Source organism: Marvinbryantia sp., assembly GCF_047017445.1.
Lineage (GTDB): Bacteria > Bacillota > Clostridia > Lachnospirales > Lachnospiraceae > Marvinbryantia.
Window position 1 is genome coordinate 148,219 of the sequence record NZ_JBKXTT010000004.1, and the last position, 26,014, is coordinate 174,232.

A 26,014-nucleotide genomic window follows, 5' to 3' on the forward strand; every position below is an offset into this window, starting at 1 on the left:
CTGATCTCTTTGGAATGTCTGCTTTACTAATCCGGTATTTTCTGCTATGATTTAACAGAAGACGAAAATATTGGGGGTATTTATGGAACACTACGATAAACATCAAATATATGTGATCGGGCATAAAAATCCCGATACGGATTCCATCTGCTCAGCAATTGCCTACGCCTATCTGAAAAATCAGTCGGGCACCGGAGAATACATAGCGAAGCGCGCCGGGCATGTGAGCACGGAAACGCAGTACGTGCTGGAAAAATTCAATATGGAAGCGCCGGGCTATGTGCCAAATGTAAAAACGCGGGTGAAGGATATGGAGATTCGCCGGACGCAGGGGGTGTCCAGCGATATTTCTCTGAAAAAGGCATGGACGCTTTTGAATGAAACAAAGGGCACGACGCTGCCGATCATCAAAGAGGACAATGTTCTGGAAGGACTTATCAGCATCGGTGATATTGCCCGGTCCTATATGGCGGTCGTGGACAATGCTATTCTTTCCAAGGCGCAGACCCAGTATTGCAATATTCTGGAGACACTGGACGGTACGCTCTATGTGGGCGATCCGAATGCGTTTTTTGACCAGGGCAAGGTGGTTGTGGCAGCTTCCAGTCCGGAGGTCATGGAATCCTATATCGAGGAACACGACATGGTCATCCTGGGCAATCGTTATGAGACGCAGCTCTGCGCAATTGAGATGAAGGCTGGCTGCCTGATCATCTGCGGAGATGCTGTCGTCACCAAGACGATCCAGATCCTTGCAAAGGAAAAGGGCTGCACGATCATCGCGACGCCGTATGACACCTACACGGTTGCACATCTGATCAACCAGAGTATGCCGGTACGGTTTTTCATGAAGGATAACGAAATTATCGCTTTTTCTGAGGATGATTTCACGGATGACATCAAAGAGATCATGGCGAGTAAGCGTCATCGTGATTTTCCGATCCTTGATAGAAATGGTCATTACGTGGGAACCATTTCCCGCCGGAATCTGCTCGGTATCAAGAAACGTCGTCTGATCCTGGTTGACCACAATGAGCCGTCCCAGGCGGTCGACAACATCGAGAGCGCCGAGATTCTGGAGATCATCGACCATCATCGTCTTGGCTCGCTGGAGACAATGATGCCTGTGTACTTCCGCAATCAGCCGGTTGGCTGTACCTCAACGATTATTTACCAGCTTTACCAGGAGCAGGGGATAGCGATCCCGAAGAAGATTGCGGGACTTATGTGCGCGGCGATCATTTCCGATACGCTGCTGTTCCGTTCTCCTACCTGCACGCCGATGGATAAGGCGGCGGCGCAGGCGCTTGCTCAGATCGCCGAAATTGACTGCAAGGAGTTTGCAGCAGAAATGTTTGCGGCGGGCAGCAATTTAAAGAGCAAGACAGCGGAAGAAATATTTTATCAGGATTTCAAAAAATTTGAGCAGGACGAGACGACCTTTGGCGTGGCGCAGATCACTTCCATGACGGAGGGAGAGCTTGCGGGCGCGAAGGAAAAACTGCTCGCTTATATGGAGACCGCGTTTGAGAATCAGCGTCTCACTATGCTGTTTTTCATGCTGACAGATATCTTAAACGAGTCTACCGAGCTGCTGTGCTTCGGAAAAGGTTCGGAGAACCTGGTCAAGGAAGCCTTCGGCAAAACCGTGGAGAATGGTTCTGTCATTCTGCCGGGCATCGTATCCCGCAAAAAACAGCTCATACCGACGCTGTTCTCCGCACTTCAGCAGTAAGCAGACGTTATTGCTGTCCGCAAAAGTGTTTTATTCCTGCAAGCAACGAGCCAGGCGGATGTGCCTGCACATCTATTTGACTCCACAAGATCATCAGGGAGAAGGAGAAGCTTTGGGAAAACAGATTTGGAAAGCCGGCAATATGCTCTACCCGCTTCCGGCGGTCATGGTGAGCTGCAGACGGCCGGGAGAAAAAGCAAATATTATCACTGTAGCATGGACAGGAACAGTATGCACCAATCCTGCCATGCTTTATATTTCCGTACGCCCGGAGAGACACTCCTATTCCATTCTGCGGGAGACCGGGGAATTTGTGGTGAATCTGACGACGGAAAAGCTTGCGCGCGCAACAGATATGTGCGGGGTACGTTCCGGGCGGGATATGGATAAATTCGCGCAGCTTCATCTTACGGAAGAACCCTCGCAGCATATAGCAGCGCCGGGGATCAGGGAATGCCCGGTCAATATCGAATGCCGCGTCAAACAGGTGCTGGAGCTTGGCTCCCACCATATGTTTCTTGCGGAGGTGCTTGCCGTTCATGTTGATGAAGCTTATCTTGATAAAAACGGCAAATTTCATCTGAACGAGGCCGGGCTTCTGGTGTACTCCCACGGCGAATACCATGCGGTCGGAGAGTTGCTTGGCAGCTTCGGCTATTCTGTCAGAAAAAAAGAAACCTCTGGAAAACAGAAAAAAATAAAAACAAGATGTGGTACCAGGTCTGAAAAAAACAGAAAAAACGGTACATGATATTGTTTCAAAACCGTGTCGAATTTTGATAGAATTATGTCGATAAATTAATTTTTGTTTACAAATCCAAAGAATGTGATATAATGTTCGTTAAGGGCAGAGGAAAATGCACAGAAACACAGAGAACGAGCTTGCTCGGTTTTCTGTGTTTGTGGGCATTTGACGAGCGAAGCGAGCGAGGGAAACCGGAGGTTTTCCGAGCCTCTGCCCGCAGGCAAAAAAAGAATGCACAGAAACACAGAGAACGAGCTTGCGAAAGATTCTGTGTTTGTGGGCATTTGACGGGCTTCTTGCTCATTTTAAGGGGAAAAAGATTTTATACACAGGGGAAGAGTGTAAATAAAATATCAGAGGTGTCCAATGGAACAATATATTATCAAAGGCGGGAATCCTCTCGTCGGCGAGGTAGAAATCGGCGGCGCCAAGAATGCGGCACTGGGCATTCTTGCTGCGGCTATTATGACAGATGACACAGTTGTAATTGATAATCTGCCGGATGTGCAGGATATACATGCTTTGCTTGGAGCAATCAGAGGTATTGGCGCGAAGGTGGAAAAGGTCGGTAAAATGGCCTGGCAGATAAATGGCTCCGGCATCGGCAGCGTTAGTGTAGATTATGAATATATTAAGAAGATCAGAGCATCCTATTATCTGTTAGGAGCGCTGCTTGGAAAGTACAAGAGGGCAGAGGTTCCGCTTCCGGGCGGATGCAACATCGGGAGCCGGCCGATCGATCTTCATTTAAAGGGCTTTAAGGCGCTCGGTGCGAAGACAAGGATTTCGCACGGTTCTATTATTGCAGAGGCGGAGCATCTGAGAGGAAACCATATTTATCTCGATACAGTTTCCGTAGGAGCTACTATTAATATCATGATGGCGGCCTCGATGGCAGAGGGACGCACCGTTATTGAAAATGCTGCGAAGGAACCGCATGTTGTAGATGTGGCGAACTTCTTAAACAGCATGGGGGCCAACATTAAGGGCGCAGGTACGGACATCATCCGTATCCGCGGCGTGGAACGGCTCCATGCGACGGAGTATTCCATCATTCCGGATCAGATCGAGGCAGGTACCTTTATGTTTGCCGCGGCAGTCACAAAGGGAGACGTCATTGTAAAGAATGTAATTCCAAAGCATCTGGAAGCGACTACCGCAAAGCTGGTGGAGATCGGATGTCAGGTGGAGGAATTTGACGACGCAGTCCGCGTGGTTGCCACAAAGAGACTTACCAATACCAATGTAAAGACATTGCCGTATCCGGGATATCCCACAGACATGCAGCCGCAGATCGGTGTGGCGTTGGCGCTGGCGAGAGGGACAAGCCTGGTGACGGAGAGCATTTTTGAAAATCGTTTTAAATACGTGGATGAACTGATGCGCATGGGCGCAGACATCAGAGTGGAAGGAAACACTGCCGTCATCTACGGAACAGAGAAGCTGACAGGAGCGCGCGTAAGTGCGCCGGATCTGCGGGCTGGCGCAGCGCTGGTAATCGCAGGGCTGGCAGCGGAGGGCATCACGATTGTAGATGATATCGTTTATATTCAGCGCGGTTACGAACATTTTGAGGAAAAGCTGCGCAGTCTCGGCGCAGAGATCGAGCGGGTTTCTACGGAAAAGGAAATCCAGAAATTCCGGCTGCGTGTAAGTTAAAAATATAATACTCTTATTCAGAGTGGTGGAGATACAAAGGATCTGTGAAGCCACGGCAACCCCGCGAAGGCGGAAGGTGCCAACCTGAGCGATTTATTCGAACAATAAGAGGATTTGCTATCAGAAAGATAGGGGTCCGCTTCGGACCTCTTTTTTTACATTCATAAATTAAAGGAGGACATAAGATGGAGAGAAAATTGTTTACATCTGAATCAGTAACGGAAGGACATCCGGATAAAATGTGCGATGCGATATCAGACGCGATTTTAGACGAATTATTAAAGCAGGATCCGATGAGCCGCGTGGCGTGCGAGACTGCCACAACGACCGGCATGGTGCTGGTGATGGGTGAGATCACCACAAAGGCATATGTGGATATTCAGAAGATCGTGCGCGACACAGTGCGCGAGATCGGCTACACCAGAGGAAAATATGGCTTTGACGCAGATACCTGCGGTGTGATTACAGCGATCGACGAGCAGTCGCAGGACATTGCTCTCGGCGTGGACAAGGCGCTGGAGGCAAAGGAAAATACTATGTCCGAGGATGAGATTGAGGCGATCGGCGCAGGCGACCAGGGCATGATGTTCGGCTATGCGACAAACGAGACGGAGGAATATATGCCGTATCCGATCTGGCTGGCGCACAAGCTGGCGCTGAAGCTCACGGAGGTGCGCAAAAACGGAACACTTCCGTATCTCCGACCGGATGGAAAGACGCAGGTGACGGTGGAGTATGATGAGAATGATAAGCCGGTTCGTCTGGATGCGGTAGTGCTTTCCACACAGCACGATCCGGAGGCGACGCAGGAGCAGATCCATGCGGACATTAAGAAATATGTATTTGACGCCGTTCTTCCGCAGGAGATGGTGGACGATGATACAAAATTCTTTGTAAACCCGACCGGACGTTTTGTGATCGGCGGACCGCACGGGGACAGCGGACTTACCGGCAGAAAAATCATCGTGGATACCTACGGCGGCTATGCGCGCCACGGCGGCGGCGCTTTCTCCGGAAAGGACTGCACGAAGGTAGACCGCTCAGCGGCTTATGCGGCGCGCTATGCGGCAAAGAATGTGGTGGCGGCGGGACTTGCAGACAAGTGTGAGATTCAGCTTTCCTACGCGATCGGCGTGGCAAAGCCAACCTCTATCATGGTAGATACGTTCGGCACCGGAAAGCTTGCAGATGAAAAGATCACAGAAATTTTACGTGAACTCTTTGATTTCCGCCCGGCAGGCATCATTAAAATGCTTGATTTGCGTCGTCCGATCTACAAGCAGACGTCCTCCTATGGGCATTTCGGGAGATCAGACCTCGATCTTCCGTGGGAAAAGCTTGACAAGGTGGAAGCGCTGAAAGCATATTTATAGTTACAAGTTTACGCCAGCCTCAAACATCTGCTGTGCATGGAGCGAACAGTAACTATTTATAAAAAGTTTAGAAAAGCAGACGTTTGTTTAGGTGCAATTACGGCTCCTTTATGGTATACTTTCATTAGATATGATATTTTGCCATGAAGGAGCCGTTTGTATGAAACTAAAGACAAGACTGGTTATTTCTTTCTGCACGATTCTTCTGGTGCCCGTTTTGCTGCTGCTGATTTTTATGATGACGACAGGAAACCGTCAGCTTCAATATCTGGAGGAGTACGGCAACCGCCTGCAGCAGGAGGAAGGGATAAATCTGGAAGAGGAACAGGAGCTGCAGGGGACAAACACGACACTTCCGGCAGCAGCAAGGATGGTGCCGGAGATTCGCAACTTTTTGAAAAATATTGCGATCGTAGCTATTCTGGTACTGCTCATCACTGCCTGTCTGCTGATCGGATGGATATACACCGGGATAAATGTACCGCTTATGAAGCTGCGAAAGGCCACGCACAATATTGCCGAGGGGAATCTGGATTTTACGCTGGAGGTGGATGGAAACGATGAAATCAGCGATCTCTGCCGTGACTTTGAGGAGATGCGCCGCAGACTATGCGAGTCGAACGAAGAAAAGATCCAGTACGACCGGGAGAGCAAGGAGCTGATCAGTAATATTTCTCATGACCTGAAGACGCCGATCACGGCGATCAAGGGCTACGTAGAGGGAATTATGGACGGCGTCGCGGATACGCCGGAGAAAATGGATCACTATATCCGCACCATTTACAATAAGGCAAACGATATGGACAGGCTCATCAACGAGCTGACGTTTTATTCGAAGATCGACACAAACCGCATCCCGTATACCTTCAACAAAATCAATGTGAGCAGTTATTTTGAGGACTGCTGCGAGGAGGTCGGACTGGATCTGGAATCCAAGAATATCGACTTCTCCTACTTTAATTATGTAGATGAAAATGTTGAGGTCATCGCGGACGCCGAGCAGATGAAGCGCGTGATTAACAACATCATCGGCAATTCCGTGAAATATATGGATAAGCCGAAGGGACGCATCAATATCCGCGTGAAGGATGTCGGGGATTTTGTGCAGATTGAGATCGAGGACAATGGAAAAGGCATCGGACCAAAGGAGCTGCCGTATATTTTTGACCGCTTTTACCGCACGGACGCATCGCGCAATTCGTCGATGGGGGGCAGCGGAATCGGTCTTTCCATTGTGCGCAAGATTGTCGAGGATCACGGAGGAAAGATCTGGGCGACCAGCAAGCTTGGCACCGGAACCGTGATGTATTTTGTTCTGAGAAAAGTAACGGTTGAGTAACCGTTTAAAATAGTCTGCAAATAAAAAGTCAAGCAGAAATTGATGAACTTTGAAAATTTTATACAGGTTGAAATTAGGGCATAAACGTTAAGCCACCGGTTTACGCTGGCTTAAGAAAAAAGGAAGCCATATATTGTGCCACCTATAAGGGATGTTCACATTTTAATTTTTGAACATAGCCTACAGAACATCGGAATTCCCGGGCAATACGACGCATGGGAATTCCTTGTGCGATACATTCTCTGATAGCATCTTTCTCGCGGTCAGAGAATTTCGGTATCCTTCCGGCATTGCGTGGATTTTCGTTCGCTTTTATGACGGTTCCTCCAATGGACAGGGCATAATCCGCCGCGTCTTTCTCGGAGAAAAAACCAGCCACAACAGGCACGCCTTTGAGGACGAGATATCTGAAATTTACCTCGCAGGGATATGTTTTATATTCCATCCTTCTCCGCCTCCGTGTCGGATGTCTGGGGCAGTGAGGCAAGATATTCCTTTACCCGCCCGTAATAAATACGGAGAAATTTGTTCGCACCAGCGGTCATGTAGACGTAATAAGGTTTGCCCTGCGCCCGTTTTTTATCCATAAAGGCGTAAACGGGATCGTCAGCAGGGGAACGTTTGATGAGCCCGTCCATGATCTGGAACAGGGTTTTGCGCAGATACGGCGAGCCTTTCTTTGTGGTAGGCACACTTTTACGGATGCGCTGCCCGGAATCATCCTTTCCGGGGTCAACGCCGGCAAAAGCAGTCAGAGCCCCGCGGTGTGTAAACCGTGTCACATCCCCGATCTCAGACATGAGCTGGGGACCGAGGGTAGGCCCGACACCATCCATAGCCAGAACAACCGGATATTCCGGCAGCGCGGAAGCAGCCTTATCCATTTCCAGACGGAGGGATTCTACTGTCCGGGAAGCAGTATTAAGCATTGCCACAGCCTGCCAGATGAGCATTTTTGTGTTGTCATCTTTTGGAAATACGGCGATCAGGTCAGAAGAGGCATGGTAGATATTTTCCGCTTTCTGTGCGCTGAAATTATAACCTTTGCGTTTGCACCAGTTCTGGTAATGCTTTTTGAAGGCTTCCGGCGACCTGGAGCGGACACAGTCCACATGCCAGTAGGTATGGACAAAATCCACCCATTTCTGGCTGCCATCGCTGCGCGCAGGGCTGTCAAAGAAGTCATTAGCACCCGGATAAGTCTGGTCAAGCAGGGCAATAAGATTGTTTTTCATGGCAGTTTTCTGTGCCATATAGAAGCCGAACTGTCGGTTCATGGTTTTTAATTGGTTGCGTGTTTTATCCATGATTCCATATTGCTTCAGTTTTGCCCAGCGGTCAAGAGTATAGCGTGCGATTTTTTTGGAATCCGCTTTGTCGGTCTTTGGAGTGCGCAGGGAATCATCCCCGAAGTTCCTGATGAGAATGGGGTTTACGGCGCTAACAAAGATACCGGCGTCAGAAAGCCACATGGCGACCGGCTCGTAGTACCTTCCGGTGTGCTCCATGCAGACCTTCGTCTCCCCGTCAAGCTCCTTTATCTGCCCGATCAGTCCGTTGATAGCGGACTGTGTATGGGGAATGTCGCGGGGAGGCATCAGGACAACGTCGCCAGGCCTGCGGATGGTAACAGTGCTCTTGCCTTTGGAAACATCAATACCAACAGCGTTCATAATGGATACTCCTTTACAATGAATCAGCAATGGTCAATACCAGATTTACTCATTGCCTGTTCAATCTACTGGGTATCACACGAACGCCTGTGGGTTCAACCTGCGTAAAACGAATGCTGCGAATGAGGGCTGGTTGGCTGACTAAATTACGGACGTAAAGTCCTAGTAGAAGGTGGCCAGACCTATTGCCTTACTCATTCTAACAGCTTAAGCAACAAGATGGGTAATTCCTTACTGGCTGTAAGGGGTATTAACCATAAATACATTGTAGTAGCAGGAGGAAACAGTTATGAGCAAAATTCTTATTATTGAGGATGAAGAGAGCATTGCCGAGCTGGAGAAGGACTATCTGGAGCTGAGCGGATTTGAGGTGGAGACGGAACGGCGCGGCGATGTCGGCATGAAAAAAGCGCTGGAGGAAGATATTAATCTGTTAATTCTCGACCTGATGCTCCCGGAGGTGGACGGTTTTGAGATCTGCCGCCGCGTGCGCGAGCGCAAGGATATTCCGGTGCTGATGGTTTCAGCAAAGAAAGATGATATCGACAAGATCCGCGGTCTTGGGCTTGGCGCGGACGACTATATGACGAAGCCATTCAGTCCGAGCGAGCTTGTGGCGCGCGTGAAGGCGCATCTGGCGCGTTATGAGCGTTTGATCCACTCTAATATGAAAGAAAACGATATTGTGGAAATCCGCGGCATTAAGATTGATAAGACGGCGCGCCGTGTATGGGTGAACGGAGAAGAGCGCAATTTTACGACGAAGGAATTCGACCTGCTCACCTTCCTTGCGGAAAACCCCAACCATGTATTCACGAAGGAAGAGCTGTTCCGGGAAATCTGGGATATGGAATCCATCGGCGACATCGCTACCGTGACGGTACACATCAAGAAAATCCGTGAAAAAGTGGAGCAGGATACCTCAAAACCGCAGTATATCGAGACGATATGGGGCGTGGGATATCGCTTTAAATTATAATTGCCGGCAGAGCGCCGGTAAAACGGAAACAAAGTCAAGCTTGGGAGGAAATAGCATGAAACTGATGATCGCTTCAGATATTCACGGCTCGGCGCGTTACTGCCGGGAGATGCTGACGGCTTTTGAACGGGAGCAGGCGGACAGGCTGCTTTTGCTGGGTGATATTTTGTACCATGGACCGCGCAACGATCTGCCGGAGGAGTATGCGCCCAAAGAAGTGATTGCAATGCTGAACGCCAGGAAAAATCAGATATATTGCGTGCGGGGAAACTGCGATACCGAGGTAGATCAGATGGTTCTGCAATTTCCGATCATGGCAGACTACGGGATCCTGCCGGTTGGAGAGCGGCTGATTTATGTCACACACGGACACCGTTATAATATCAGTTCACTTCCGCCGCTGCAGCCGGGCGATATTCTGCTGCACGGACACACGCACATTCCGGCGTGGGAGCGCTTTGGGGATAACAATCTGTATCTCAATCCGGGTTCTGTATCCATTCCAAAGGCGGAAAGTCCGCATGGGTATATGATTCTGGAAAACACAGAGGCAGTATGGAAAACGCTGGATGGGAAGCCTTATCATGTGGAAAACCTGGAATAATTCATGGTATATGTTTTTACCGGAACGAAAAAATCAGGCAGTATACTGCCTGATTTTTTAATACCATCAGAACTGAAAAATGATTCCGATAATTGCGGAAGCAATTACCACGAGGATGGGATGGAAATCTTTTTTCTTTAAAACAAGATAAATGACCACCGCCAGAATAATTGCCTTGTAGTTAAACAAATCTGCAATATTTTTTGTAACCTCAAACTGGTCGAGACAGAGCAGGGCGATTTTGGCAACGCCAAGTCCGGCTGCAATGATCAGTCCGGTTGACGCCGGGCGCAGTCCGTAAAAAATATCCTGCACAAGCTGAGATTCCTTGAATTTGTTTAATATTTTTGAAATCAGAATAATAATGATCACGGACGGCAGTGCGAGAAAGAGCGGTCCGATGATAGCGCCCGGCAGCCCGAAGGAGGTAAATCCGACATAGGTTGCCATATTTACTCCCATAGGTCCCGGAGTGGACTCGGAAATCGCGATCATATCTGCGACGTCCTGCGCGTTGAACCAGCCGGTAGCAGCTCCCATCTCATAGAGGAAGGGGAGAGTAGCCAGACCGCCGCCGATTGCAAAAAGCCCTGTCTTAAAAAATTCATATGCTAAACGGATCAATCCTGTCATTTCTTTGCACCTCCTGCGATTCCTGTACGTTTAAAGAGCACGCCTGCCGCGCCGGCGAGAACAACGATGAGCGCCGGAGATAACGGTGTGAACAGTGATAAAAGCAAAACCGCGATACAAATGCCAAGACAGATTTTGTCGACGACAGACTTTTTTGCCAGCTTGACAACCGCATTAAAGATCAAAATGCAGACGCAGGCGCGGATGCCGTTGAAGGCATGCTTTACGACCGCAAGGTCGGCAAAGTTAGTCAAAAATGCGGCGATCAGTGTGATGATGATGATGGACGGCGTGATCATGCCGAGCGTAGCTGCGACAGCGCCGATAACGCCACGATTTTTATAGCCCACGAAGGTAGCTGTGTTGATGGCAATGATGCCGGGAGTACACTGCCCGATCGCAAAATAATCCATCAGCTCATCCTCGGTTGCCCAGTGATGTTTTTCCACGACCTCCCGCTGGAGCATGGGCAGCATGGCGTAGCCTCCCCCGAAGGTGAATGCACCGATCCGAAAGAAAACCATAAATAAATTCACAAGTTCTTTCATGTTGATTCCTCCTGAATAATATACTCACCCAGGCATCTCAAAGGAAACACCATATATGGGCGGAGCAGTAACATGATATCATAAAAAAACAGAGACGGGAAGTCTCTTTTGCGTTCTTTTTCGGAAGAGGTATTTCTTTTTTTGCGGGTGATTGCTATACTGTATTCAGCGGGATTTTTCCTGCTTCACGCAGTATTTTCAAGCAGAAAAAAAGAAGGGCTGCGTGTTTGGGGCAAGCGGATCAGAGGAGGTACAGACAAATGACGTCACAGAAATTTTTAGAGATATTAAAACAGGCGGCGAAGCTGAAGGTGACGCCGCGGCACTGCTACACAGAAAAAGACCGGGCGGAGAGCGTCGCCGATCATAGCTGGAGGATTGCGCTGATGGCGATGCTGCTGTCCGGGGAGGAGGAATTTCAGGATGTGAATATGGATCGCGTAATCCGTATGTGCCTGATTCACGATCTTGGGGAATCCTTCACAGGAGACATCCCCACTTTTGAAAAATCGGATGCGGACACGCAGACGGAGGATGAGCTGTTTTTAAATTGGGTGCAGAGCTTCCCGGAAGCGCAGCGGAAGGAGTGGCAGTCACTGCTGGCGGAAATGGAACGTTTGGAGACGCGGGAGGCGAAAACCTACAAGGCGCTGGATAAGCTGGAGGCGCTGATCTCGCACAACGAATCGGATATCGCCACCTGGCTTCCGCTGGAGTACGACCTGCAGCTCACCTATGGGCAGGAAAATGTGCAGTTTTCGGAATATCTGCGCGCATTCAGGCAGACGATCGACGCTTGGACGCGAAAGAAAATCGCGGAGGAAGCACCGGGGCATACTGAACAATGACTTTTTGCAAGGGCTGGGGAATCTGCATCGATTTTTTTGGGCCGCGCACTTTCGGAATCGATGAGAACAGTCGAATCTGTCATGCGGCTCATAATATAGACCGGAGGTGGGACGTATCAATACCTATGCAGAACTTTCTTATTTTCATATCGGGAATGCCATCGGCGGCTCGCAGGAGTGGATGACAGACCCCTGGATGAGGCTGTGCGGCTGTGCGGCGCTGGCTGCTGTGGACAGTTGTATTTATTTTACGCTTTTTTGTGGAGAAAAGAGGCTGTGCCCCTTTGACGTGCATCATCTGACAAAGGCACTGTACCGGCGTTTCGCGGGGATTATGAAGCCGTACCTCAGACCAAGATACAGCGGAGTGTCGAAGCTTTCTCTCTATGAGGATGGAATGAATGCGTATCTGAAAGATATGAAAAACGAACGGCTGGGAATGAGACTTTTTCCAGCGGGGCAGCCCCTTGCGGACGCGCAGGCTGTGCTGACAGGTCAGATTGACCGGAAGTACATTGTGCCGTTTCTGCTGCTGAATCCGGTTTCCGGAGAATGGCGCGATTATAAGTGGCACTGGTTCCTGATTGCGGGCTATCGCTGGGAGGAGGACAGACTTTTTGTAAAAACGATTACCTACGGGAACAGTACATGGCTCCCCTTTGATGGACTGTGGGACACTGTGAATGATGATAACGGGGGCATGATTTTGTATTATTTTCGGGAGGACTGCAAAAACATCTGATGTCATTCTGAGAATTTATAGCATTTTTCAAAAATATGTGTGTGAAAAACATCCGCAAAACAAATAAAAATGCGGATGTTTTTTTGAAGAAGAAATATTGACGAAAAACTTTGTTCATAGTATAATTTGAAAAAGTATCCACAAAATATTTGAAAATGCGGAGCTATTTTTAAATAAGGAGGAATGAAATGATGAAAACACGGGCGGAATGTCTTGAAAAATATGGGTCGGATTATTTTATTGAGAAAAAAATAGAAGAGGGCGTATTATTCAGGGTTGGAAAAGGAATATATTCGGAAAAGAAATATGTTCCGGAAATTGCGATGTTTGTATATAAATATCCGAATGCAGTTGTAACGATGAAGAGTGCTTTTTTCTTTCACGGTTTAACTGACGTAATACCAGATGAATGTGACCTTGCGACAACACGTGACGCGACAAAAATCAAGGACAAAAGAGTAAAGCAATATTTTGTTCCGGATGATTTTTTTGAGGAAGGCATTGAAACTACTAATTATAAAGGTTATGACATACGGGTCTACAATAAAGAGCGTATGCTTATTGAACTTGCGCGATATAAAAGTAAGCTGCCGTTTGATTATTATAAAGAGATTGTTCTGAATTATCGGAAAATACTTCCGCGATTGGATATACAAAAGATTCAGGACTATGCTTTGATAGCGCCGAAGAGTAATAAGGTGCTTGAAACTTTACAGTTGGAGGTGTTCTGATGATAAATCTGGAGAAAATGGCAGAAAGATACAGAGCCGCTGGCTATTCAGAACGAAATGCGGAGGCACGTGTGTGTCAGGATATAGTGTTAAAAGCAATTGAGAAAAGTGATTTGGGAAGAAATGTAACAATTAAGGGCGGCGTTGTTATGCGCAGTATTACGGGAAATGTGAGACGTGCTACGGAAGACCTTGATCTGGATTTCATAAGGTATTCATTGGAAGATGATTCTATTAGGTACTTTATTTCAAAATTAAACTGTCTTGATGGAATCAGAATACAAATTAAAGGAAACAAAATTGAGCAGCTTTCCCAGCAGGAGTATAGTGGAAGACGTGTATATATTACCATTGAAGATGAGGAGGGGAATTCCATTGAAAGTAAGATTGACCTTGGCGTTCATGCCAATATGGAAATAGAGCAGGATACATATTGCTTCGATGTTTGTATGGACGAAGAGGGAGCAAGTCTACTGATTAATTCCTGTGAACAGATTTTTGCGGAGAAACTGAGGTCGTTATTACGCTTTGGTCCCCTTTCAACAAGATACAAAGATATATTTGATTTTTGTTATTTAAAAGACCATGTAAACATGTTAAGACTTTCAGAATGTATAAAGACCTATATTATTGATGAACCATCCATGAGAGAAAAGGATATGAAGGGGATACGGAAGAGAGTATCTGCTACATTTTCAAATCGGCGGTTTAGAAATAATTTAGAGCATGCCGGAGATAGAAACTGGTTACAAATTGATGTGGAAGCTGCATTTAAGATGATTCAGGATTTTTTGGAGACTGTTAGTTTGTAAAAAGGCATACATTTTCATGCATAATTTCCTGCAAACTGTCAATACTTGGAATACCTTGATTGACAGGAGGACACTATGCGGATAAAAAACCAGAAAAACAAATGGAGGCGTGCACTGGCTTTGCTGGCGGCTACGACGGCCTGTTCCCTGTTGTTCCCGCAGATGCTTTTTGGCGATTGTATCAGAGCGGTTGTGTCGGAAAAACAGGAAAATTGTCTGACGGAAGAAGAGTATGTCAGTCTTTTTCGATTAGATGAAAGCAAATACAAAATTGAGTGGAAATTCCTGCAAAATGATTGACGAATCCTGTGCGTAATGGTAAATTTAATATATATCATTACTGTCATGGGAAAAGCAATCTGACCCCATGATAGCGGCAAAGGGGTGATTTGAATGGCAGAAGCGAATATGAGTGTGGTAAGAAGAATGGTGCAGGACAGCAAGTATCTGGTTGTCATTACGGGGAGCGGCCTGCAGCGGGAATGCGACGGACACCAAAGCCTCAGGGATCAGGAGCGTGCGTACAATATTGAGGCGGAATATGGTTATTCTCCGGAAGAGATGTTCAGCAGCGCGTTTTACAATACCCGCACAGAGCCTTTCTACAATTTCTACAAAAAGGAGATCCTTTCGCAGGACCTGAAGCCGGGACCGGCTTATAAGGCGCTTGCGAAGCTGGAGCGAAAAGGAATTTTAAAGACGATCATCACAAGAGAAATTTACGGACTGAGCCGTGAGGCGGGCTGCAAAAATGTACTGGAGCTGCAAGGAAATGTGGGAAATAATCATTGTCCGCGCTGCGGCAGAACCTACTCGAAGCAATATCTGAAGGATGCCAAAAAGGTGCCGCTCTGCGAGGACTGTATGCTTCCGATCCGTCCGGGCATCCGCCTTTTTGGGGAAATGGTGGATAACAGCCAGATGACAAAGATGGCAAATGAAATTTCAAGAGCGGACGTGCTGCTGGTGCTTGGCGCACGTCTCGATCCGGAATTTTGCGATCACAATCTTTCTTATTATAAGGGCAATAAGGTTATTCTCCTGACGAACCGGGAAACCTACGGCGATGCAAATGCGGATTACGTGATTCACGGCAGCTTAAATGAGCTGGTACCGCAGCTTTTGTGAGAGGAAACAGGCGATACGCGGATTATACATAAGGTATTCTTTGATTTAGCAGGAATGCACCGGCAGCAGGCTGGTGCATTCCTTATAATGAGTGATGTTTAATTCGCATATTGTAATCGGCGGCAATCAGAGCGGCTTCATGTACTGAATCGCCTGGTCCCCCATATTGAACAGTAAATCGAGAATGGAGACATTGTGCTCAAATTCTCCGAAAAGCTGCGGATATTCCGGATAGTCGCTGTAATCCATCCAGGTCAGCTTAATTCCCGCGTCCCTAAAGCAATCTTCTGCAATGTAATCCTGCGCCGCCGGACCGGAGAGATATTCCGTGCCGCCGCTGTCCCTTACCAGACCGACCAGACGCTCCGTCTTGCCGTCCACGAGCTGATAATCGGACGACCAGGTGATTTTTGTGGCAATGCCGAGCATTCGGCAGATTTCCGTCAGAAACAGGTAGTTGATACGGCTTAAATATTCTTCATTGCGGCACTTTTCATAGATTTCCTGAATCTGCGGTCCATATTCCTTAAAGGCGGGAGCGTGTGCATAATTCAGCGTGATGGCGTGCCAGTGCTTGTCTATCCAGTCGTGACCGGAAACCTTTGTCTCGTTGATTTTCTGATAAAAATTTCCTTTGCTTTCCACCGGGATCGTGAGCCACTGCAGTCCGTTCGCTGTTTTGATCTTGTTGCGGTTGCGCCAGTCGCGGCGCGTGTACTGCATATCATCGTATAAAATAAATTCGTCCACCATGCGGATCATATCGAAATAACCCTTCCATGGAATATAATTTGACTGTAAAATAGCAACCTTCTTCACGAAAAAGACCTCCCTGAACCAAATAATCATGGAATGCTGCCTGTGCAGATCCGGTTAAAATTCGCATCGCGAATGGGATCTGCTCACGGCGTGAACAATGAGCATTATACCACAAAATCCCTATGCCGTACAATAGAAAGAGATTGAGATTTTAAGAGGGCAATGCTATAATTGTAGCTATCCGGTCATGCAAACCGCGGAACTCGTTCTGTGAAGGCAGACCGCTGCCGTCGGAAAGTGGAAGGTGACGAAAGCGGGAACAGGGGAAGCGGCGGCAGTGAAGCCGGATACAGGTTTATTAAGGGTGACATACGATGAAAAAAATTATGATTTTAGGGGCATCCTACTCGCTGATTCCGCTGATTCATGCGGCGCAGCGGCTTGGATGCTATACGATAGCGGCGAGCATTCCCGGGAATTATCCGGGCTTTACGGCTGCCGATGAGAGCTGTTACTGCGATATCACAAAGCCGGAAGAGGTGCTGCAGGCGGCAGAGCGGCTACAGGTGGATGGAATCGCTACCTGCTGTATGGATGTGGGGCTGCGCAGCCTTGGCTATGCGGCAACAAAGCTTGGTCTGCCGGGACCGTCCTGGGAGACGGTGCAGAAATGTACCGACAAATATAAAATGAAGCAGGCATTTATGCAGGCGGGCGTGCAGACGGCGGCGTTCTTTCAGATACATAATGAGGACGAGCTTAAGGATGCCTGCGACCGTCTTTCGTTTCCGGTGATCATCAAGGCGGTGGATCTGATGGGAAGCCGCGGAATTTTCCGCTGTGATACCAGGGAGGAAGTGTTTGCGCGCTATCCGCAGACGATGGCGGCTACCGAAAAGGATTACTGCATTCTGGAGGAATTTCTGATCGGCACCATGTTCGGCGTGGAGGCGATGATACAGCATGGAAAGCTTGCCTATTTCCTGCCGCTTGGGAATGTCCTGCATCAGGCGAATCCGCCGTTTCCGATCGGACATTACGTGCCGTGGACGGAAGGTCAGCCGTTTGAAGAAAAAATCCGGACGCAGATCGAGCGCGCGGTGCGTGCGCTTGGGGCGGACAACTGCCCGATGGATTTTGATATGATGCTGCGAGATGGGGAAATATATGTGATTGAGGCGACGGCGCGCGCGGGCGCCACCTGCATTGCCGAGCAGGTCGGCATTCACTTCGGGCTGGATTATTACGAGGCGATTGCACGGCTCTGCATCGGAGAGCCGGTGGCAGAGCTTTTTCAGAAGGAAAAAAGCGCGCGCGTTCCCAGCGAGGTGCGTCTTTTAGAGGCATCGAAGCAGGGCATTGTGCAGGAGATCATTCCCGGCACAAAGGTCGGAGGCAATCTGGTGGATCTGTCGTTCAACATATCGGCGGGCGATACGGTTCGGCGGATGGAGAACGGCAGGGACCGCATTGGGCAGGTGATCGTAAAGGGGAATACTCCGCAGACTTGCCGAAAATTTCTCGGCGAGGTGCTGGAAAGGATACAGGTAAAGGTGAGCGATGAGTAAGGACACAAAGAAAAAAACATCACTGTGGATTTATGTGATTTTGCATATCAGCCTGATGTTCAGCTCTATCAGCGGTCTGCTTTCCAAAAAGGCAGCCTATGCAGACTTTTTTTCGCCGGAGTGGTTCGCTTTTTATTTTGGGATGCTGCTGATCATGTTTCTCTATGCGATCGTATGGCAGCAAATTTTGCGGTATCTGCCGCTCTCGGTGGCTTATGCAAACAAGCCGGTCGGATTGGCGTGGGGCATGATCTGGGGCGCGCTTTTCTTTCAGGAGGAGATTACCTGGAACATGATTCTTGGCTCGTTGGTGATCTTTATTGGAATTTATTTGGTGGTGACGGCAGATGGATAACAGTGTATGGATGCATGTGGGGATCATGGTCTGCTCGGTATTTGTGGCGTCTGTGTCGCAGATTTTGCTGAAAATATCGGCAAATAAGACCTACCCGTCAAAAATAAAAGAATATCTGAACGGCTACGTCATTACCGGCTATGCGCTGCTTTTTTTGTCGACGATTCTGACGATGCTGGCGCTGAAAAAAATGCCGCTGTCGTGGCAGACGGTCATTGAATCCAGCGGATATTTTTTCGTGTTCGTAATGGGACATTTTATATTGAAGGAAAAAATCTCCAGGCGGAAAATCCTCGGGCTTCTGGTGATCTTCGCCGGGATTATTATATTTTTACTATGAGAAAAGAAGGCGTTGAGCCACATAAAGGTTTATTGTGATAAGAAGGAGGAAAAACGATGCTCCTGTCGATTGTAATTCCGTGCTATAATTCGGCGCATACCATCGGGAAGGTGGTGGAGACGAGCATGGAAGTGATTGAAAAAATAGAAGGTCTGGAGTGTGAATTTGTGCTTGTGAATGATTTCTCACGCGATGAAACCTGCCGGGCAATCTGGGAACTTGCAAAAAAATATCCGAATGTAAAGGGCATTTCGCTTGCGAAAAACTTCGGTCAGCACAACGCGATTATGGCGGGGCTTCACGCTGCCGAGGGCGATTACGTCATGGGGATGGACGATGATATGCAGACGCATCCGTCGCAGATCCCGGCGTTCATTGAGAAAATGAATGAAGGCTATGATCTGGTGTTCGGCATCTTTAAGAAGCGCAAGTTCGGCTTTATGAAGAACCTCACAAGCCGGATCGCCTCCTTTATTATGTGGCATATGGTGGAGCGCCCGAAGGGGCTGGAGGCGAGCAATTACTGGTGCTGCCGCAAATATGTGCGCGACGAGCTGATTCAGTATGACGGCTACAATCTGTACCTCCAGATCCTCTTTTACCGCACGACCGGAAATATCGCCAATATTGAGATCGAGCATTTTGCGCGGGAGGAAGGGCAGTCAAACTACAATTTCCGCAAGTCTTTTAAGCTGTTCATGTCATTTATGAACTACACCGTTATCCCGCTGCGGATCGCCACAATTACTGGTACGCTCTTTTCGCTTGCGGGCTTCATCGGAGCGATCGTCGTGTTTGTGCGCAAGATTCTTGATCCGACCATCACGGTCGGCTGGTCGTCGACGATGTGCGTCATGATGATCCTGTTTGGATTTGCGTTCCTGATGCTGGGGATCATCGGGGAGTATATCGGAAAGCTGATACTGAATATCAATAAAACGCCGCAGTATGTGGTGCGGGAAACGATTAATGTGGAAAAAGAAAAACCTACCGAACAGGACCGCTGCCGGGCAGATGAAGTATAAACTGCCCGGCGGCAGTTTTTTTATATATTTTTTTGCAAGGTTTTCCGGAATCCGGTGTATAAGTATATGAGAGTGCAAAGGAAGCTGCGGCGGAAGGGAGGAAACGGATGGACGAGGATATTCTGGAGCTGCTTCTCCGAAAAGACCAGCAGGGCGTCGAGCTGATCGCGTAGCGCTATGAGAAGCTGATCCGCTATATTGCCGTGACGATCCTGCGCAGCAGGGAGACGGTTGTGGAGGAGTGTATTAACGATGTTTACTTAAAGCTCTGGAACCATGCGGCGAATTATGATTATCAGAAGGCTTCATTCAAAACGTACCTGAAGGCGGTCACGCGCAACACGGCGCTGAATCATCTGCGAAAGCTGCGCAGGCTGGAGGAGCTGGAAGGAATGGATGAGTCGGATACTCTGCAGTCTGAGTACATAGATTACAGCCAGGGACCGGAGCAGAAAATAATTATGCGCGAGGAAGTGGACGCGCTGCGCCGGGTTCTTGCGGGAATGAAGCAGAAGGATAAGGAAATGGTGCTGCGCCGTTTCTACTATCTTCAGAGCACCCGGCAGATCGCCCAGGCGATGGGGATGTCGGAGAATGCGGTGGACAGCAGACTGTCCAGATTAAAGAAAAAAATCCGGAAGCGTTATGAAAAGGAGGTGGCGGGATGAGCTTGTGGAGTCAGGCACGTCTGATAGATATTATGAGCCAGATAGATATGGAGCTTGCGGCGGAGGAAATCCCGGAGGGGGATCTTGAAAAGGTGGAATTTCCAGCGGAACACAAAAATAGCTGGAATAAACGGAAAACAGTGATCGTATCCGGGGTTGCCGCTTCCGTTGCACTGACCGCAGTGGCAGTGTTTGTATGCAGAAAGCATGATTTATTCAGGCACGCGGCATAAAAAAGCGTGCAGATAAGGAGAGGAAAATGTTAGAAAAATTAATTTCAATCGTAGCAGAGCAGTTAAATGTGGAGGAAGAAGAGGTAAGACCTGAAACGGATTTTCGAAAAGACCTCGGAGCGGATTCTCTGGACCTTTTTGAACTGGTGTCCGCGCTTGAGGAAGAATACGACGTGGAGATACCGTCTGAGGAGCTGGAAAAGCTGAACACGGTACAGGCAGTTGTGGATTATCTGGAGGAAAAGGGGAGCTGGAAATGAGAAAGACGGCAATCACGGAATTGCTTGGTATACAGTATCCAATTCTCCAGGGCGGCATGGCATGGGTAGCGGAAAGCACCCTTGCGGCCGCCGTTTCTAATGCAGAGGGTCTTGGGATTCTTGCGGCGGCGAATGCGCCGTATGAATATGTGAAGGAGCAGATTAAGAAGGTAAAGGAGCAGACGGATAAACCGTTCGGGTTAAATATTATGCTGCTCAGCCCCTATGCGGAAGATATTGCGCATCTTGCTGTACAGGAGCGGGTTCCGGTGGTGACTACAGGAGCGGGTAATCCGGGACCGTACATGGCGATATGGAAGGATGCGGGCATTCGCGTGATCCCGGTAGTTGCATCGGTGGCGATGGCGAAGATGATGCAGCGCAGCGGTGCGGACGCCGTGATCGCGGAGGGCTGCGAGTCTGGCGGTCATGTCGGCGAGACGACTACTATGGCGCTGGTGCCGCAGGTGGCGGATGCTGTGGAGATTCCGGTGATCGCAGCGGGCGGGATCGGCGACGGACGCGGCTTTGCGGCGGCGATGATGCTTGGCGCGCAGGGCGTCCAGATGGGCACGCGCTTTCTGGCTGCAAAGGAATGTGTGATACATCAGAATTATAAGGATCGCGTTCTGCGGGCGAAGGATATCGACACCGTTGTGACGGGACGCAGTACCGGGCATCCGGTGCGCACGCTTCGCAATAAGATGACACGGGAATATCTCCGGATGGAGAAGGAGGGCTGCAGCTTTGATGAGCTGGAGGCGCTGACGATCGGCGGACTGCGCCGGGCGGTGCTGGAGGGCGACGCCGATCAGGGCTCCATGATGTCCGGTCAGATTGCCGGGCTGGTGAAAAAGGAACAGACCTGCCGGGAAATCCTTGAGGAGGTCATGGCGCAGGCGGAGGAGCTGCTGCATGGGTAAAGATGCACGGGTTTTTGGTACCCGGAAACAGTGGAAGCTACAGGCAAAGGAGAAATAATGGCGAAGACAGCATTTTTATTTCCGGGCCAGGGAGCGCAGTATGTGGGAATGGCGCGGGAGTTTTATGAGGAATATGAGGAGAGCCGCCGGGTGTTTGCGCTGGCGTCCCAGGCGGCAGGCTTTTCGCTGGAGCAGCTCTGCTTCACGGAAAACGACAGAATTAACGAGACACCGTTCACGCAGCCGGCGCTTTTGACAGCGTGCTGCGCAATATTGGGCGCGGCGGAAAAGGAAGGAATCCGCGCGGATGCCGCGGCGGGATTGAGCCTTGGCGAATACTGTGCTCTGACGGCTGCCGGCAGCTTTTCTTTCACGGACGCTGTGAAAATTGTATGCAAACGCGGCGTTTATATGCACACCGCAGTGCCGGAGGGAGAAGGCTGCATGTGCGCAGTGCTTTCCAGAAAACCGCTGCCGATCGAAGAAATCTGCGCGGAAACGGCGGGCATAGTCAGCCTGGCAAACGATAACTGTCCTGGACAGCAGGTCATTACCGGCGAAAAAGAGGCTGTCCGGGAAGCGGCAGAGCGGCTGCTGGCAGCGGGTGCGGCGCGCACGGTGATGTTAAAGGTCAGCGGACCGTTCCACTCGCCGATGCTCAAAGGCGCCGGAGAGAAGCTGGAGTCATTTCTGGAGACGGTCGATATCCGCAGACCGGAGCTGCTTTTTGTATCCAATGTGACGGCAAAGGCGGAGAATGACCCGCGGGCGCTAAGAAAGCTGCTGGGGCGGCAGGTGTTTTCGCCCGTACTCTGGCAGCAGAGTATGCGCTGTCTGATCGGGGAGGGCGTTGACACGTTCATTGAGATCGGACCGGGAAAGACGCTCAGCAATTTTATGAAAAAAATCGACGGCTCTGTGAAAATGTATCATATTGAAAAGCCGGAGGATCTGCGCGCTGTGCTGGCGCAGACGAAATGAGCGGAAGGAAGCAGGAGAAGGCTGTGCAGATGCAGCCGGGATAAAAAGTGAAAAACCAGGAGGAAGCTATGCTGAAAGGAAAAATTGCACTGGTGACAGGCGGCGGGCGCGGAATCGGCAGAGAGACGGCGCTCACGCTTGCAGGATATGGCGCGGATGTGGCGGTAAACTACAGCGGCTCGCGCGATGCAGCGCAGGAAACGGCTGCGGAGATAGAAGCGATGGGAAGGCGCGCTCTGGCGATCCGGGCGGATGTCACAAAGGAGGAAGAATGCGCCGCAATGTTCCATGAGATAGCAGAGAAGCTTGGAAGAATTGATATTCTGGTAAACAATGCCGGGATTACCAGAGATGGACTGGCGGTGCGCATGAGCGCGGAGGCATTTGACGCCGAATCCCTTGAGCATGCTCAGAAGCGCGGCGCGAAGATTTATGCGGAAATCGGCGGATACGGCGCTACCTGCGATGCGTTTCATATGACCTCGCCGGAGGAAAACGGGGAGGGTGCGGCGCGCGCGATGCAGCTTGCTATGCAGGAGGCAGGGCTGACGCCCGGGGAGGTGCAGTACATCAACGCACACGGAACAGGAACGCATCACAATGATTTATATGAGACACGCGCGATTAAAAAAGCGTTCGGGAAGGATGCATATGCGCTGAATGTCAATTCCACGAAATCCATGACCGGGCATATGCTCGGGGCGGCAGGAGCGGCGGAGTTTATTGTCTGCGTGAAGAGCGTGATGGAAAACTACATCCATGCCACGGCTGGTTTCCGGGAAGCGGAGGCAGAGATGGATCTGAATTATACGAAGGAACCGGTGGAACGCGAGGTGACAGCCGCTATCAGCAATTCACTTGGCTTCGGCGGTCACAACGGCAGTCTGCTGGTGAAGAAGTATACAGAATGATGCCAGACAGGACGGCAGGCTGGCACGGCACAGGAGCAGCCTTTTGATATAGAAATTTGCGGGGTGAAGGATATGGAATTAACTTTAAATGAGATATTTCATGTGATCGATAAGGTGCAGCAGGCGGGGCTTGCCTCGTTTTCGTACCGGGATGCGGACACAAAGTTACATATTAAAATGCAAAATACGACAGACAGAGCGGGTGCGGCAGGCATCAAAGGTATGGACGGAGATGCGGTAGGCGCCAAAGGTGCGGACAGCGATGCAACGGACAAAGCAGGTACGGACAACAATGCGACAGGTGCCAAAGGTACGGACAGCAATGCGGCAGATAAAGTAGGTGTGGACCGCGCGGAGAATATGGTATACATCGAGTCCCCGATGGTGGGAACCTTCTATGCCGCTCCGTCAGCAGATAAAGCGCCGTTTGTTTCCGTTGGTGATACCGTCAGAAAAGGGCAGGTTGTTGCAATCATAGAAGCGATGAAGCTGATGAATGAGGTGGAAGCGGAGCGTGGGGGCATCGTAGAGGAAATTCTCGCCAGGAACGAGCAGCTCGTGGAGTTTGGACAGCCGCTTTTCCGTTTGCGCGCTGCGGACGGGGAGAGTAAATAGCGTGTGGTCTGCACGGATGAGGAGAGTAATATGTTAAATGTAAATCAGATTATGGAGATTTTACCGCACCGGTCGCCGTTTCTGCTGGTGGACCGCATTGACGAACTGGAGCCGGGAAAGCGGGCGGTCGGCTGCAAGGCGGTAACATATAATGAACCGTTTTTTGCCGGACATTTTCCACAGGAACCGGTGATGCCTGGCGTTTTAATATGTGAAGCGCTGGCGCAGGTCGGGGCTGTCGCGCTGCTGTCCTGCGAGGAGCACCGCGGAAAGCTGGCGCTCTTTGGAGGAATCCGGAACGCGCGTTTCCGCCGGAAGGTGATTCCGGGAGATGTGCTGCGTCTGGAGACAGAGCTGATAAAGCTGCGCGGTATGATCGGCGTGGCGAAGGCGACGGCGTATGTGGATGGCAAGGTCTGCACGGAGGCGGAGCTGACCTTTGTGATCCAGCAGGACAGCGAAAAGTAAGGGAAAAGCATATGTATCAGAAAATTTTAGTTGCAAACAGAGGTGAAATCGCTGTGCGCATTATACGTGCGTGCAGAGAAATGGGAATCTGCACCGTGGCAGTCTGCTCAGAGGCGGACAGGGAGGCGCTGCATGCGCAGCTTGCGGACGAGTGCATCTGCATCGGCGGGGCAAGACCGGCGGACAGCTATTTAAATATGGAAAGTATTTTAAGCGCCGCGGTTGCATCCGGCGCGGAGGCTGTGCATCCGGGATTTGGGTTTCTGTCAGAAAATACCCGATTTGCCGGAATGTGCGCGCGCTGTGGAATTGCTTTTATCGGTCCGTCGCCGGAATGCATTGCACGCATGGGCGATAAAGCGGAGGCGCGCAGAATGATGATGCAGGCGGGTATTCCGGTGATTCCGGGAACGGAAGCTGCAGTGACGGATGTCGGGGACGCCCGCCGTTTTGCAGATGGGATCGGCTATCCGGTGATCGTCAAGGCGTCCGCCGGAGGCGGCGGAAAAGGAATGCGCGTGGTGGAAAAACCGGAGCAGTTTGAGGAAGCCTTTCGGGTTGCGCAGCGGGAGACGGAACTGGCTTTCGGCGATAATCATATGTATATTGAAAAGTATCTTCACCCGGTACGTCACATAGAGTTTCAGATACTTGCCGACCGGGAGGGTAACACCATTCATCTTGGGGAGCGCGACTGCTCCATTCAGCGAAGGCATCAGAAGCTTATAGAGGAAACCCCGGCAATGCTTTTATCAGAAGAGCTGCGGACCAGGACGGGGAAGGCTGCCGTTGCCGCTGCAAAAGCTGCCGGGTATTACAGTGCGGGAACGGTGGAATTTCTTGTAGATGCCGAAAATCACTTTTATTTTATGGAAATGAATACGCGTATCCAGGTAGAGCATCCTGTCACAGAGATGGTAACAGGGACAGATCTGATCAAAGAAATGATCCGCATTTCGGCGGGCGAAAAGCTCTCTTATTGTCAGAGTGATATCTGCGCGCGCGGACATGCGATCGAGTGCCGCATCACGGCGGAGGATCCGAAGCGCGGGTTTCTTCCATGTACAGGAACAGTCACGGAGCTGCATATTCCGGGCGGAAATGGAGTCCGCGTGGATACGATGCTGTATCGGGGCTGCGAGATATTGCCCTATTACGATTCGATGCTTGCAAAGGTGATCGTCCGCGGCAGAGACCGGGCGGAGGCGATCAGCAGAATGCGAAGCGCGCTTGGCGAGCTTGTGATCGAGGGCGTGACGACAAACCTGGATTTTCAATATGAGCTGATTGGAAGCGCGGAGTTTGCCGCCGGGGATGCGGAAGCGATTAATGCGCGGCTGAGGTGACAGGAGGACAGAG

31 protein-coding genes and 1 riboswitch are annotated in these 26,014 nt (G+C 50.0%); of the genes, 26 read left to right on the top strand and 5 right to left on the bottom strand.

The window, feature by feature from the left end:
* Nucleotides 1–82: 82 nt before the first annotated feature.
* From ACLU9Q_RS06005 to ACLU9Q_RS06025, 5 genes are all read left to right on the top strand, one after another.
* Nucleotides 83–1,735 carry a putative manganese-dependent inorganic diphosphatase gene (locus tag ACLU9Q_RS06005; RefSeq protein ID WP_296835387.1) on the top strand — a complete coding sequence of 551 codons (1,653 nt, stop codon included), beginning with the start codon at nucleotides 83–85 and terminating at the stop codon, nucleotides 1,733–1,735.
* 112 nt (nucleotides 1,736–1,847) lie between these two features.
* Nucleotides 1,848–2,486 carry a flavin reductase family protein gene (locus tag ACLU9Q_RS06010; protein WP_412624752.1) on the top strand — a complete coding sequence of 213 codons (639 nt, stop codon included), beginning with the start codon at nucleotides 1,848–1,850 and terminating at the stop codon, nucleotides 2,484–2,486.
* A 360-nt stretch (nucleotides 2,487–2,846) separates the two neighbouring features.
* Nucleotides 2,847–4,139: a UDP-N-acetylglucosamine 1-carboxyvinyltransferase gene (locus tag ACLU9Q_RS06015; RefSeq protein WP_412624753.1), complete on the top strand. Its 1,293-nt coding sequence runs from the start codon at nucleotides 2,847–2,849 to the stop codon at nucleotides 4,137–4,139.
* 10 nt (nucleotides 4,140–4,149) lie between these two features.
* Nucleotides 4,150–4,250: riboswitch (SAM riboswitch) on the top strand.
* 74 nt (nucleotides 4,251–4,324) lie between these two features.
* Complete coding sequence (gene metK, locus ACLU9Q_RS06020) at nucleotides 4,325–5,512, top strand: methionine adenosyltransferase (protein ID WP_412624754.1); 1,188 nt, start codon at nucleotides 4,325–4,327, stop codon at nucleotides 5,510–5,512.
* Nucleotides 5,513–5,672: 160 nt separating this feature from the next.
* Nucleotides 5,673–6,851 carry a sensor histidine kinase gene (locus ACLU9Q_RS06025; protein ID WP_298514932.1) on the top strand — a complete coding sequence of 393 codons (1,179 nt, stop codon included), beginning with the start codon at nucleotides 5,673–5,675 and terminating at the stop codon, nucleotides 6,849–6,851.
* Between the two features lie 142 nt (nucleotides 6,852–6,993).
* Here the strand turns inward: ACLU9Q_RS06025 and ACLU9Q_RS06030 are convergent, their stop codons facing one another.
* Complete coding sequence (locus tag ACLU9Q_RS06030) at nucleotides 6,994–7,296, bottom strand: hypothetical protein (RefSeq protein ID WP_296928017.1); 303 nt, start codon at nucleotides 7,294–7,296, stop codon at nucleotides 6,994–6,996.
* Nucleotides 7,286–8,524, bottom strand: a complete 1,239-nt coding sequence (locus ACLU9Q_RS06035) for an IS110 family transposase (protein ID WP_412624635.1) — start codon at nucleotides 8,522–8,524, stop codon at nucleotides 7,286–7,288. Before ACLU9Q_RS06035 ends, ACLU9Q_RS06030 begins: the two co-directional genes overlap by 11 nt.
* 289 nt (nucleotides 8,525–8,813) lie before the next feature.
* On the opposite strand from ACLU9Q_RS06035, the gene ACLU9Q_RS06040 reads away from it, so the two are divergent.
* On the top strand, nucleotides 8,814–9,503 hold the full coding sequence (locus tag ACLU9Q_RS06040) for a response regulator transcription factor (protein WP_296835377.1): 690 nt from the start codon (nucleotides 8,814–8,816) through the stop codon (nucleotides 9,501–9,503).
* Nucleotides 9,504–9,558: 55 nt separating this feature from the next.
* Complete coding sequence (gene yfcE / locus ACLU9Q_RS06045) at nucleotides 9,559–10,107, top strand: phosphodiesterase (RefSeq protein ID WP_298514935.1); 549 nt, start codon at nucleotides 9,559–9,561, stop codon at nucleotides 10,105–10,107.
* Nucleotides 10,108–10,173: 66 nt separating this feature from the next.
* Here the strand turns inward: yfcE and ACLU9Q_RS06050 are convergent, their stop codons facing one another.
* Together ACLU9Q_RS06050 and ACLU9Q_RS06055 are read right to left on the bottom strand one after the other, a co-directional pair.
* Nucleotides 10,174–10,740 (bottom strand): chromate transporter, encoded by a 567-nt coding sequence (locus tag ACLU9Q_RS06050; RefSeq protein WP_298514938.1) that lies wholly within the window; start codon nucleotides 10,738–10,740, stop codon nucleotides 10,174–10,176.
* Entirely contained in the window at nucleotides 10,737–11,288 is a 552-nt protein-coding gene (locus ACLU9Q_RS06055; RefSeq protein WP_302225416.1) for a chromate transporter, read from the bottom strand. The genes ACLU9Q_RS06050 and ACLU9Q_RS06055 overlap by 4 nt, the downstream gene beginning before the upstream one ends.
* Nucleotides 11,289–11,548: 260 nt before the next feature.
* Between ACLU9Q_RS06055 and ACLU9Q_RS06060 the strand changes: the two genes are divergently transcribed.
* From ACLU9Q_RS06060 to ACLU9Q_RS06085, 6 genes are all read left to right on the top strand, one after another.
* On the top strand, nucleotides 11,549–12,136 hold the full coding sequence (locus tag ACLU9Q_RS06060) for an HD domain-containing protein (RefSeq protein ID WP_302225414.1): 588 nt from the start codon (nucleotides 11,549–11,551) through the stop codon (nucleotides 12,134–12,136).
* A gap of 106 nt (nucleotides 12,137–12,242) precedes the next feature.
* Nucleotides 12,243–12,878 (top strand): hypothetical protein, encoded by a 636-nt coding sequence (locus tag ACLU9Q_RS06065; RefSeq protein WP_296835365.1) that lies wholly within the window; start codon nucleotides 12,243–12,245, stop codon nucleotides 12,876–12,878.
* 188 nt (nucleotides 12,879–13,066) lie between these two features.
* Complete coding sequence (locus tag ACLU9Q_RS06070; RefSeq protein WP_302225412.1) at nucleotides 13,067–13,609, top strand: type IV toxin-antitoxin system AbiEi family antitoxin domain-containing protein; 543 nt, start codon at nucleotides 13,067–13,069, stop codon at nucleotides 13,607–13,609.
* On the top strand, nucleotides 13,609–14,421 hold the full coding sequence (locus tag ACLU9Q_RS06075) for a nucleotidyl transferase AbiEii/AbiGii toxin family protein (protein WP_296835361.1): 813 nt from the start codon (nucleotides 13,609–13,611) through the stop codon (nucleotides 14,419–14,421). Before ACLU9Q_RS06070 ends, ACLU9Q_RS06075 begins: the two co-directional genes overlap by 1 nt.
* Nucleotides 14,422–14,496: 75 nt before the next feature.
* On the top strand, nucleotides 14,497–14,721 hold the full coding sequence (locus ACLU9Q_RS06080; protein WP_296835359.1) for a hypothetical protein: 225 nt from the start codon (nucleotides 14,497–14,499) through the stop codon (nucleotides 14,719–14,721).
* A gap of 93 nt (nucleotides 14,722–14,814) precedes the next feature.
* Nucleotides 14,815–15,549, top strand: a complete 735-nt coding sequence (locus ACLU9Q_RS06085; protein ID WP_296835356.1) for an SIR2 family NAD-dependent protein deacylase — start codon at nucleotides 14,815–14,817, stop codon at nucleotides 15,547–15,549.
* Between the two features lie 126 nt (nucleotides 15,550–15,675).
* Here the strand turns inward: ACLU9Q_RS06085 and ACLU9Q_RS06090 are convergent, their stop codons facing one another.
* Nucleotides 15,676–16,368 (bottom strand): WbqC family protein, encoded by a 693-nt coding sequence (locus ACLU9Q_RS06090; RefSeq protein WP_296835354.1) that lies wholly within the window; start codon nucleotides 16,366–16,368, stop codon nucleotides 15,676–15,678.
* Between the two features lie 314 nt (nucleotides 16,369–16,682).
* Between ACLU9Q_RS06090 and ACLU9Q_RS06095 the strand changes: the two genes are divergently transcribed.
* From ACLU9Q_RS06095 to accC, 13 genes are all read left to right on the top strand, one after another.
* Nucleotides 16,683–17,876 (top strand): ATP-grasp domain-containing protein, encoded by a 1,194-nt coding sequence (locus ACLU9Q_RS06095; protein ID WP_296835352.1) that lies wholly within the window; start codon nucleotides 16,683–16,685, stop codon nucleotides 17,874–17,876.
* Complete coding sequence (locus ACLU9Q_RS06100; RefSeq protein WP_296835350.1) at nucleotides 17,869–18,231, top strand: transporter; 363 nt, start codon at nucleotides 17,869–17,871, stop codon at nucleotides 18,229–18,231. Before ACLU9Q_RS06095 ends, ACLU9Q_RS06100 begins: the two co-directional genes overlap by 8 nt.
* Nucleotides 18,224–18,571 carry an EamA family transporter gene (locus tag ACLU9Q_RS06105; protein WP_296835348.1) on the top strand — a complete coding sequence of 116 codons (348 nt, stop codon included), beginning with the start codon at nucleotides 18,224–18,226 and terminating at the stop codon, nucleotides 18,569–18,571. The genes ACLU9Q_RS06100 and ACLU9Q_RS06105 overlap by 8 nt, the downstream gene beginning before the upstream one ends.
* A 56-nt stretch (nucleotides 18,572–18,627) precedes the next feature.
* Entirely contained in the window at nucleotides 18,628–19,596 is a 969-nt protein-coding gene (locus ACLU9Q_RS06110; RefSeq protein WP_296835346.1) for a glycosyltransferase family 2 protein, read from the top strand.
* A gap of 185 nt (nucleotides 19,597–19,781) precedes the next feature.
* Nucleotides 19,782–20,264: a sigma-70 family RNA polymerase sigma factor gene (locus tag ACLU9Q_RS06115; RefSeq protein ID WP_296835396.1), complete on the top strand. Its 483-nt coding sequence runs from the start codon at nucleotides 19,782–19,784 to the stop codon at nucleotides 20,262–20,264.
* Nucleotides 20,261–20,497: a hypothetical protein gene (locus ACLU9Q_RS06120; protein WP_296835344.1), complete on the top strand. Its 237-nt coding sequence runs from the start codon at nucleotides 20,261–20,263 to the stop codon at nucleotides 20,495–20,497. Before ACLU9Q_RS06115 ends, ACLU9Q_RS06120 begins: the two co-directional genes overlap by 4 nt.
* 26 nt (nucleotides 20,498–20,523) lie before the next feature.
* The gene (gene acpP / locus ACLU9Q_RS06125) at nucleotides 20,524–20,757 is read left to right on the top strand and encodes an acyl carrier protein (protein ID WP_296835342.1); all 234 of its coding nucleotides are present in this window, start codon (nucleotides 20,524–20,526) and stop codon (nucleotides 20,755–20,757) included.
* The gene (fabK, locus tag ACLU9Q_RS06130) at nucleotides 20,754–21,680 is read left to right on the top strand and encodes an enoyl-[acyl-carrier-protein] reductase FabK (RefSeq protein WP_298513503.1); all 927 of its coding nucleotides are present in this window, start codon (nucleotides 20,754–20,756) and stop codon (nucleotides 21,678–21,680) included. Before acpP ends, fabK begins: the two co-directional genes overlap by 4 nt.
* 57 nt (nucleotides 21,681–21,737) lie before the next feature.
* Complete coding sequence (gene fabD, locus ACLU9Q_RS06135; RefSeq protein WP_296841020.1) at nucleotides 21,738–22,661, top strand: ACP S-malonyltransferase; 924 nt, start codon at nucleotides 21,738–21,740, stop codon at nucleotides 22,659–22,661.
* A 68-nt stretch (nucleotides 22,662–22,729) separates the two neighbouring features.
* Nucleotides 22,730–23,572 (top strand): SDR family NAD(P)-dependent oxidoreductase, encoded by an 843-nt coding sequence (locus ACLU9Q_RS06140; RefSeq protein WP_330490610.1) that lies wholly within the window; start codon nucleotides 22,730–22,732, stop codon nucleotides 23,570–23,572.
* A 72-nt stretch (nucleotides 23,573–23,644) separates the two neighbouring features.
* Nucleotides 23,645–24,187, top strand: coding sequence for an acetyl-CoA carboxylase biotin carboxyl carrier protein (gene accB, locus ACLU9Q_RS06145; protein WP_296841016.1), 543 nt, complete (start codon nucleotides 23,645–23,647; stop codon nucleotides 24,185–24,187).
* A gap of 30 nt (nucleotides 24,188–24,217) precedes the next feature.
* The gene (gene fabZ, locus ACLU9Q_RS06150) at nucleotides 24,218–24,655 is read left to right on the top strand and encodes a 3-hydroxyacyl-ACP dehydratase FabZ (RefSeq protein ID WP_296841013.1); all 438 of its coding nucleotides are present in this window, start codon (nucleotides 24,218–24,220) and stop codon (nucleotides 24,653–24,655) included.
* A gap of 11 nt (nucleotides 24,656–24,666) precedes the next feature.
* Nucleotides 24,667–26,001, top strand: a complete 1,335-nt coding sequence (gene accC, locus ACLU9Q_RS06155) for an acetyl-CoA carboxylase biotin carboxylase subunit (protein ID WP_298513498.1) — start codon at nucleotides 24,667–24,669, stop codon at nucleotides 25,999–26,001.
* Nucleotides 26,002–26,014 lie beyond the last annotated feature (13 nt).

What these genes read in the sequence shown, in the direction of transcription:
- ACLU9Q_RS06005 (WP_296835387.1), top strand. Translation starts at nt 83, where the DNA reads ATGGAACACTACGATAAACATCAAATATATGTGATCGGGCATAAAAAT.
- ACLU9Q_RS06015 (WP_412624753.1), top strand. Translation starts at nt 2,847, where the DNA reads ATGGAACAATATATTATCAAAGGCGGGAATCCTCTCGTCGGCGAGGTA.
- metK (WP_412624754.1), top strand. Translation starts at nt 4,325, where the DNA reads ATGGAGAGAAAATTGTTTACATCTGAATCAGTAACGGAAGGACATCCG.
- ACLU9Q_RS06025 (WP_298514932.1), top strand. Translation starts at nt 5,673, where the DNA reads ATGAAACTAAAGACAAGACTGGTTATTTCTTTCTGCACGATTCTTCTG.
- ACLU9Q_RS06030 (WP_296928017.1), bottom strand. Translation starts at nt 7,296, where the DNA reads ATGGAATATAAAACATATCCCTGCGAGGTAAATTTCAGATATCTCGTC.
- ACLU9Q_RS06035 (WP_412624635.1), bottom strand. Translation starts at nt 8,524, where the DNA reads ATGAACGCTGTTGGTATTGATGTTTCCAAAGGCAAGAGCACTGTTACC.
- ACLU9Q_RS06040 (WP_296835377.1), top strand. Translation starts at nt 8,814, where the DNA reads ATGAGCAAAATTCTTATTATTGAGGATGAAGAGAGCATTGCCGAGCTG.
- yfcE (WP_298514935.1), top strand. Translation starts at nt 9,559, where the DNA reads ATGAAACTGATGATCGCTTCAGATATTCACGGCTCGGCGCGTTACTGC.
- ACLU9Q_RS06050 (WP_298514938.1), bottom strand. Translation starts at nt 10,740, where the DNA reads ATGACAGGATTGATCCGTTTAGCATATGAATTTTTTAAGACAGGGCTT.
- ACLU9Q_RS06055 (WP_302225416.1), bottom strand. Translation starts at nt 11,288, where the DNA reads ATGAAAGAACTTGTGAATTTATTTATGGTTTTCTTTCGGATCGGTGCA.
- ACLU9Q_RS06060 (WP_302225414.1), top strand. Translation starts at nt 11,549, where the DNA reads ATGACGTCACAGAAATTTTTAGAGATATTAAAACAGGCGGCGAAGCTG.
- ACLU9Q_RS06070 (WP_302225412.1), top strand. Translation starts at nt 13,067, where the DNA reads ATGATGAAAACACGGGCGGAATGTCTTGAAAAATATGGGTCGGATTAT.
- ACLU9Q_RS06075 (WP_296835361.1), top strand. Translation starts at nt 13,609, where the DNA reads ATGATAAATCTGGAGAAAATGGCAGAAAGATACAGAGCCGCTGGCTAT.
- ACLU9Q_RS06080 (WP_296835359.1), top strand. Translation starts at nt 14,497, where the DNA reads ATGCGGATAAAAAACCAGAAAAACAAATGGAGGCGTGCACTGGCTTTG.
- ACLU9Q_RS06085 (WP_296835356.1), top strand. Translation starts at nt 14,815, where the DNA reads ATGGCAGAAGCGAATATGAGTGTGGTAAGAAGAATGGTGCAGGACAGC.
- ACLU9Q_RS06095 (WP_296835352.1), top strand. Translation starts at nt 16,683, where the DNA reads ATGAAAAAAATTATGATTTTAGGGGCATCCTACTCGCTGATTCCGCTG.
- ACLU9Q_RS06100 (WP_296835350.1), top strand. Translation starts at nt 17,869, where the DNA reads ATGAGTAAGGACACAAAGAAAAAAACATCACTGTGGATTTATGTGATT.
- ACLU9Q_RS06105 (WP_296835348.1), top strand. Translation starts at nt 18,224, where the DNA reads ATGGATAACAGTGTATGGATGCATGTGGGGATCATGGTCTGCTCGGTA.
- ACLU9Q_RS06110 (WP_296835346.1), top strand. Translation starts at nt 18,628, where the DNA reads ATGCTCCTGTCGATTGTAATTCCGTGCTATAATTCGGCGCATACCATC.
- ACLU9Q_RS06120 (WP_296835344.1), top strand. Translation starts at nt 20,261, where the DNA reads ATGAGCTTGTGGAGTCAGGCACGTCTGATAGATATTATGAGCCAGATA.
- acpP (WP_296835342.1), top strand. Translation starts at nt 20,524, where the DNA reads ATGTTAGAAAAATTAATTTCAATCGTAGCAGAGCAGTTAAATGTGGAG.
- fabK (WP_298513503.1), top strand. Translation starts at nt 20,754, where the DNA reads ATGAGAAAGACGGCAATCACGGAATTGCTTGGTATACAGTATCCAATT.
- fabD (WP_296841020.1), top strand. Translation starts at nt 21,738, where the DNA reads ATGGCGAAGACAGCATTTTTATTTCCGGGCCAGGGAGCGCAGTATGTG.
- ACLU9Q_RS06140 (WP_330490610.1), top strand. Translation starts at nt 22,730, where the DNA reads ATGCTGAAAGGAAAAATTGCACTGGTGACAGGCGGCGGGCGCGGAATC.
- accB (WP_296841016.1), top strand. Translation starts at nt 23,645, where the DNA reads ATGGAATTAACTTTAAATGAGATATTTCATGTGATCGATAAGGTGCAG.
- fabZ (WP_296841013.1), top strand. Translation starts at nt 24,218, where the DNA reads ATGTTAAATGTAAATCAGATTATGGAGATTTTACCGCACCGGTCGCCG.
- accC (WP_298513498.1), top strand. Translation starts at nt 24,667, where the DNA reads ATGTATCAGAAAATTTTAGTTGCAAACAGAGGTGAAATCGCTGTGCGC.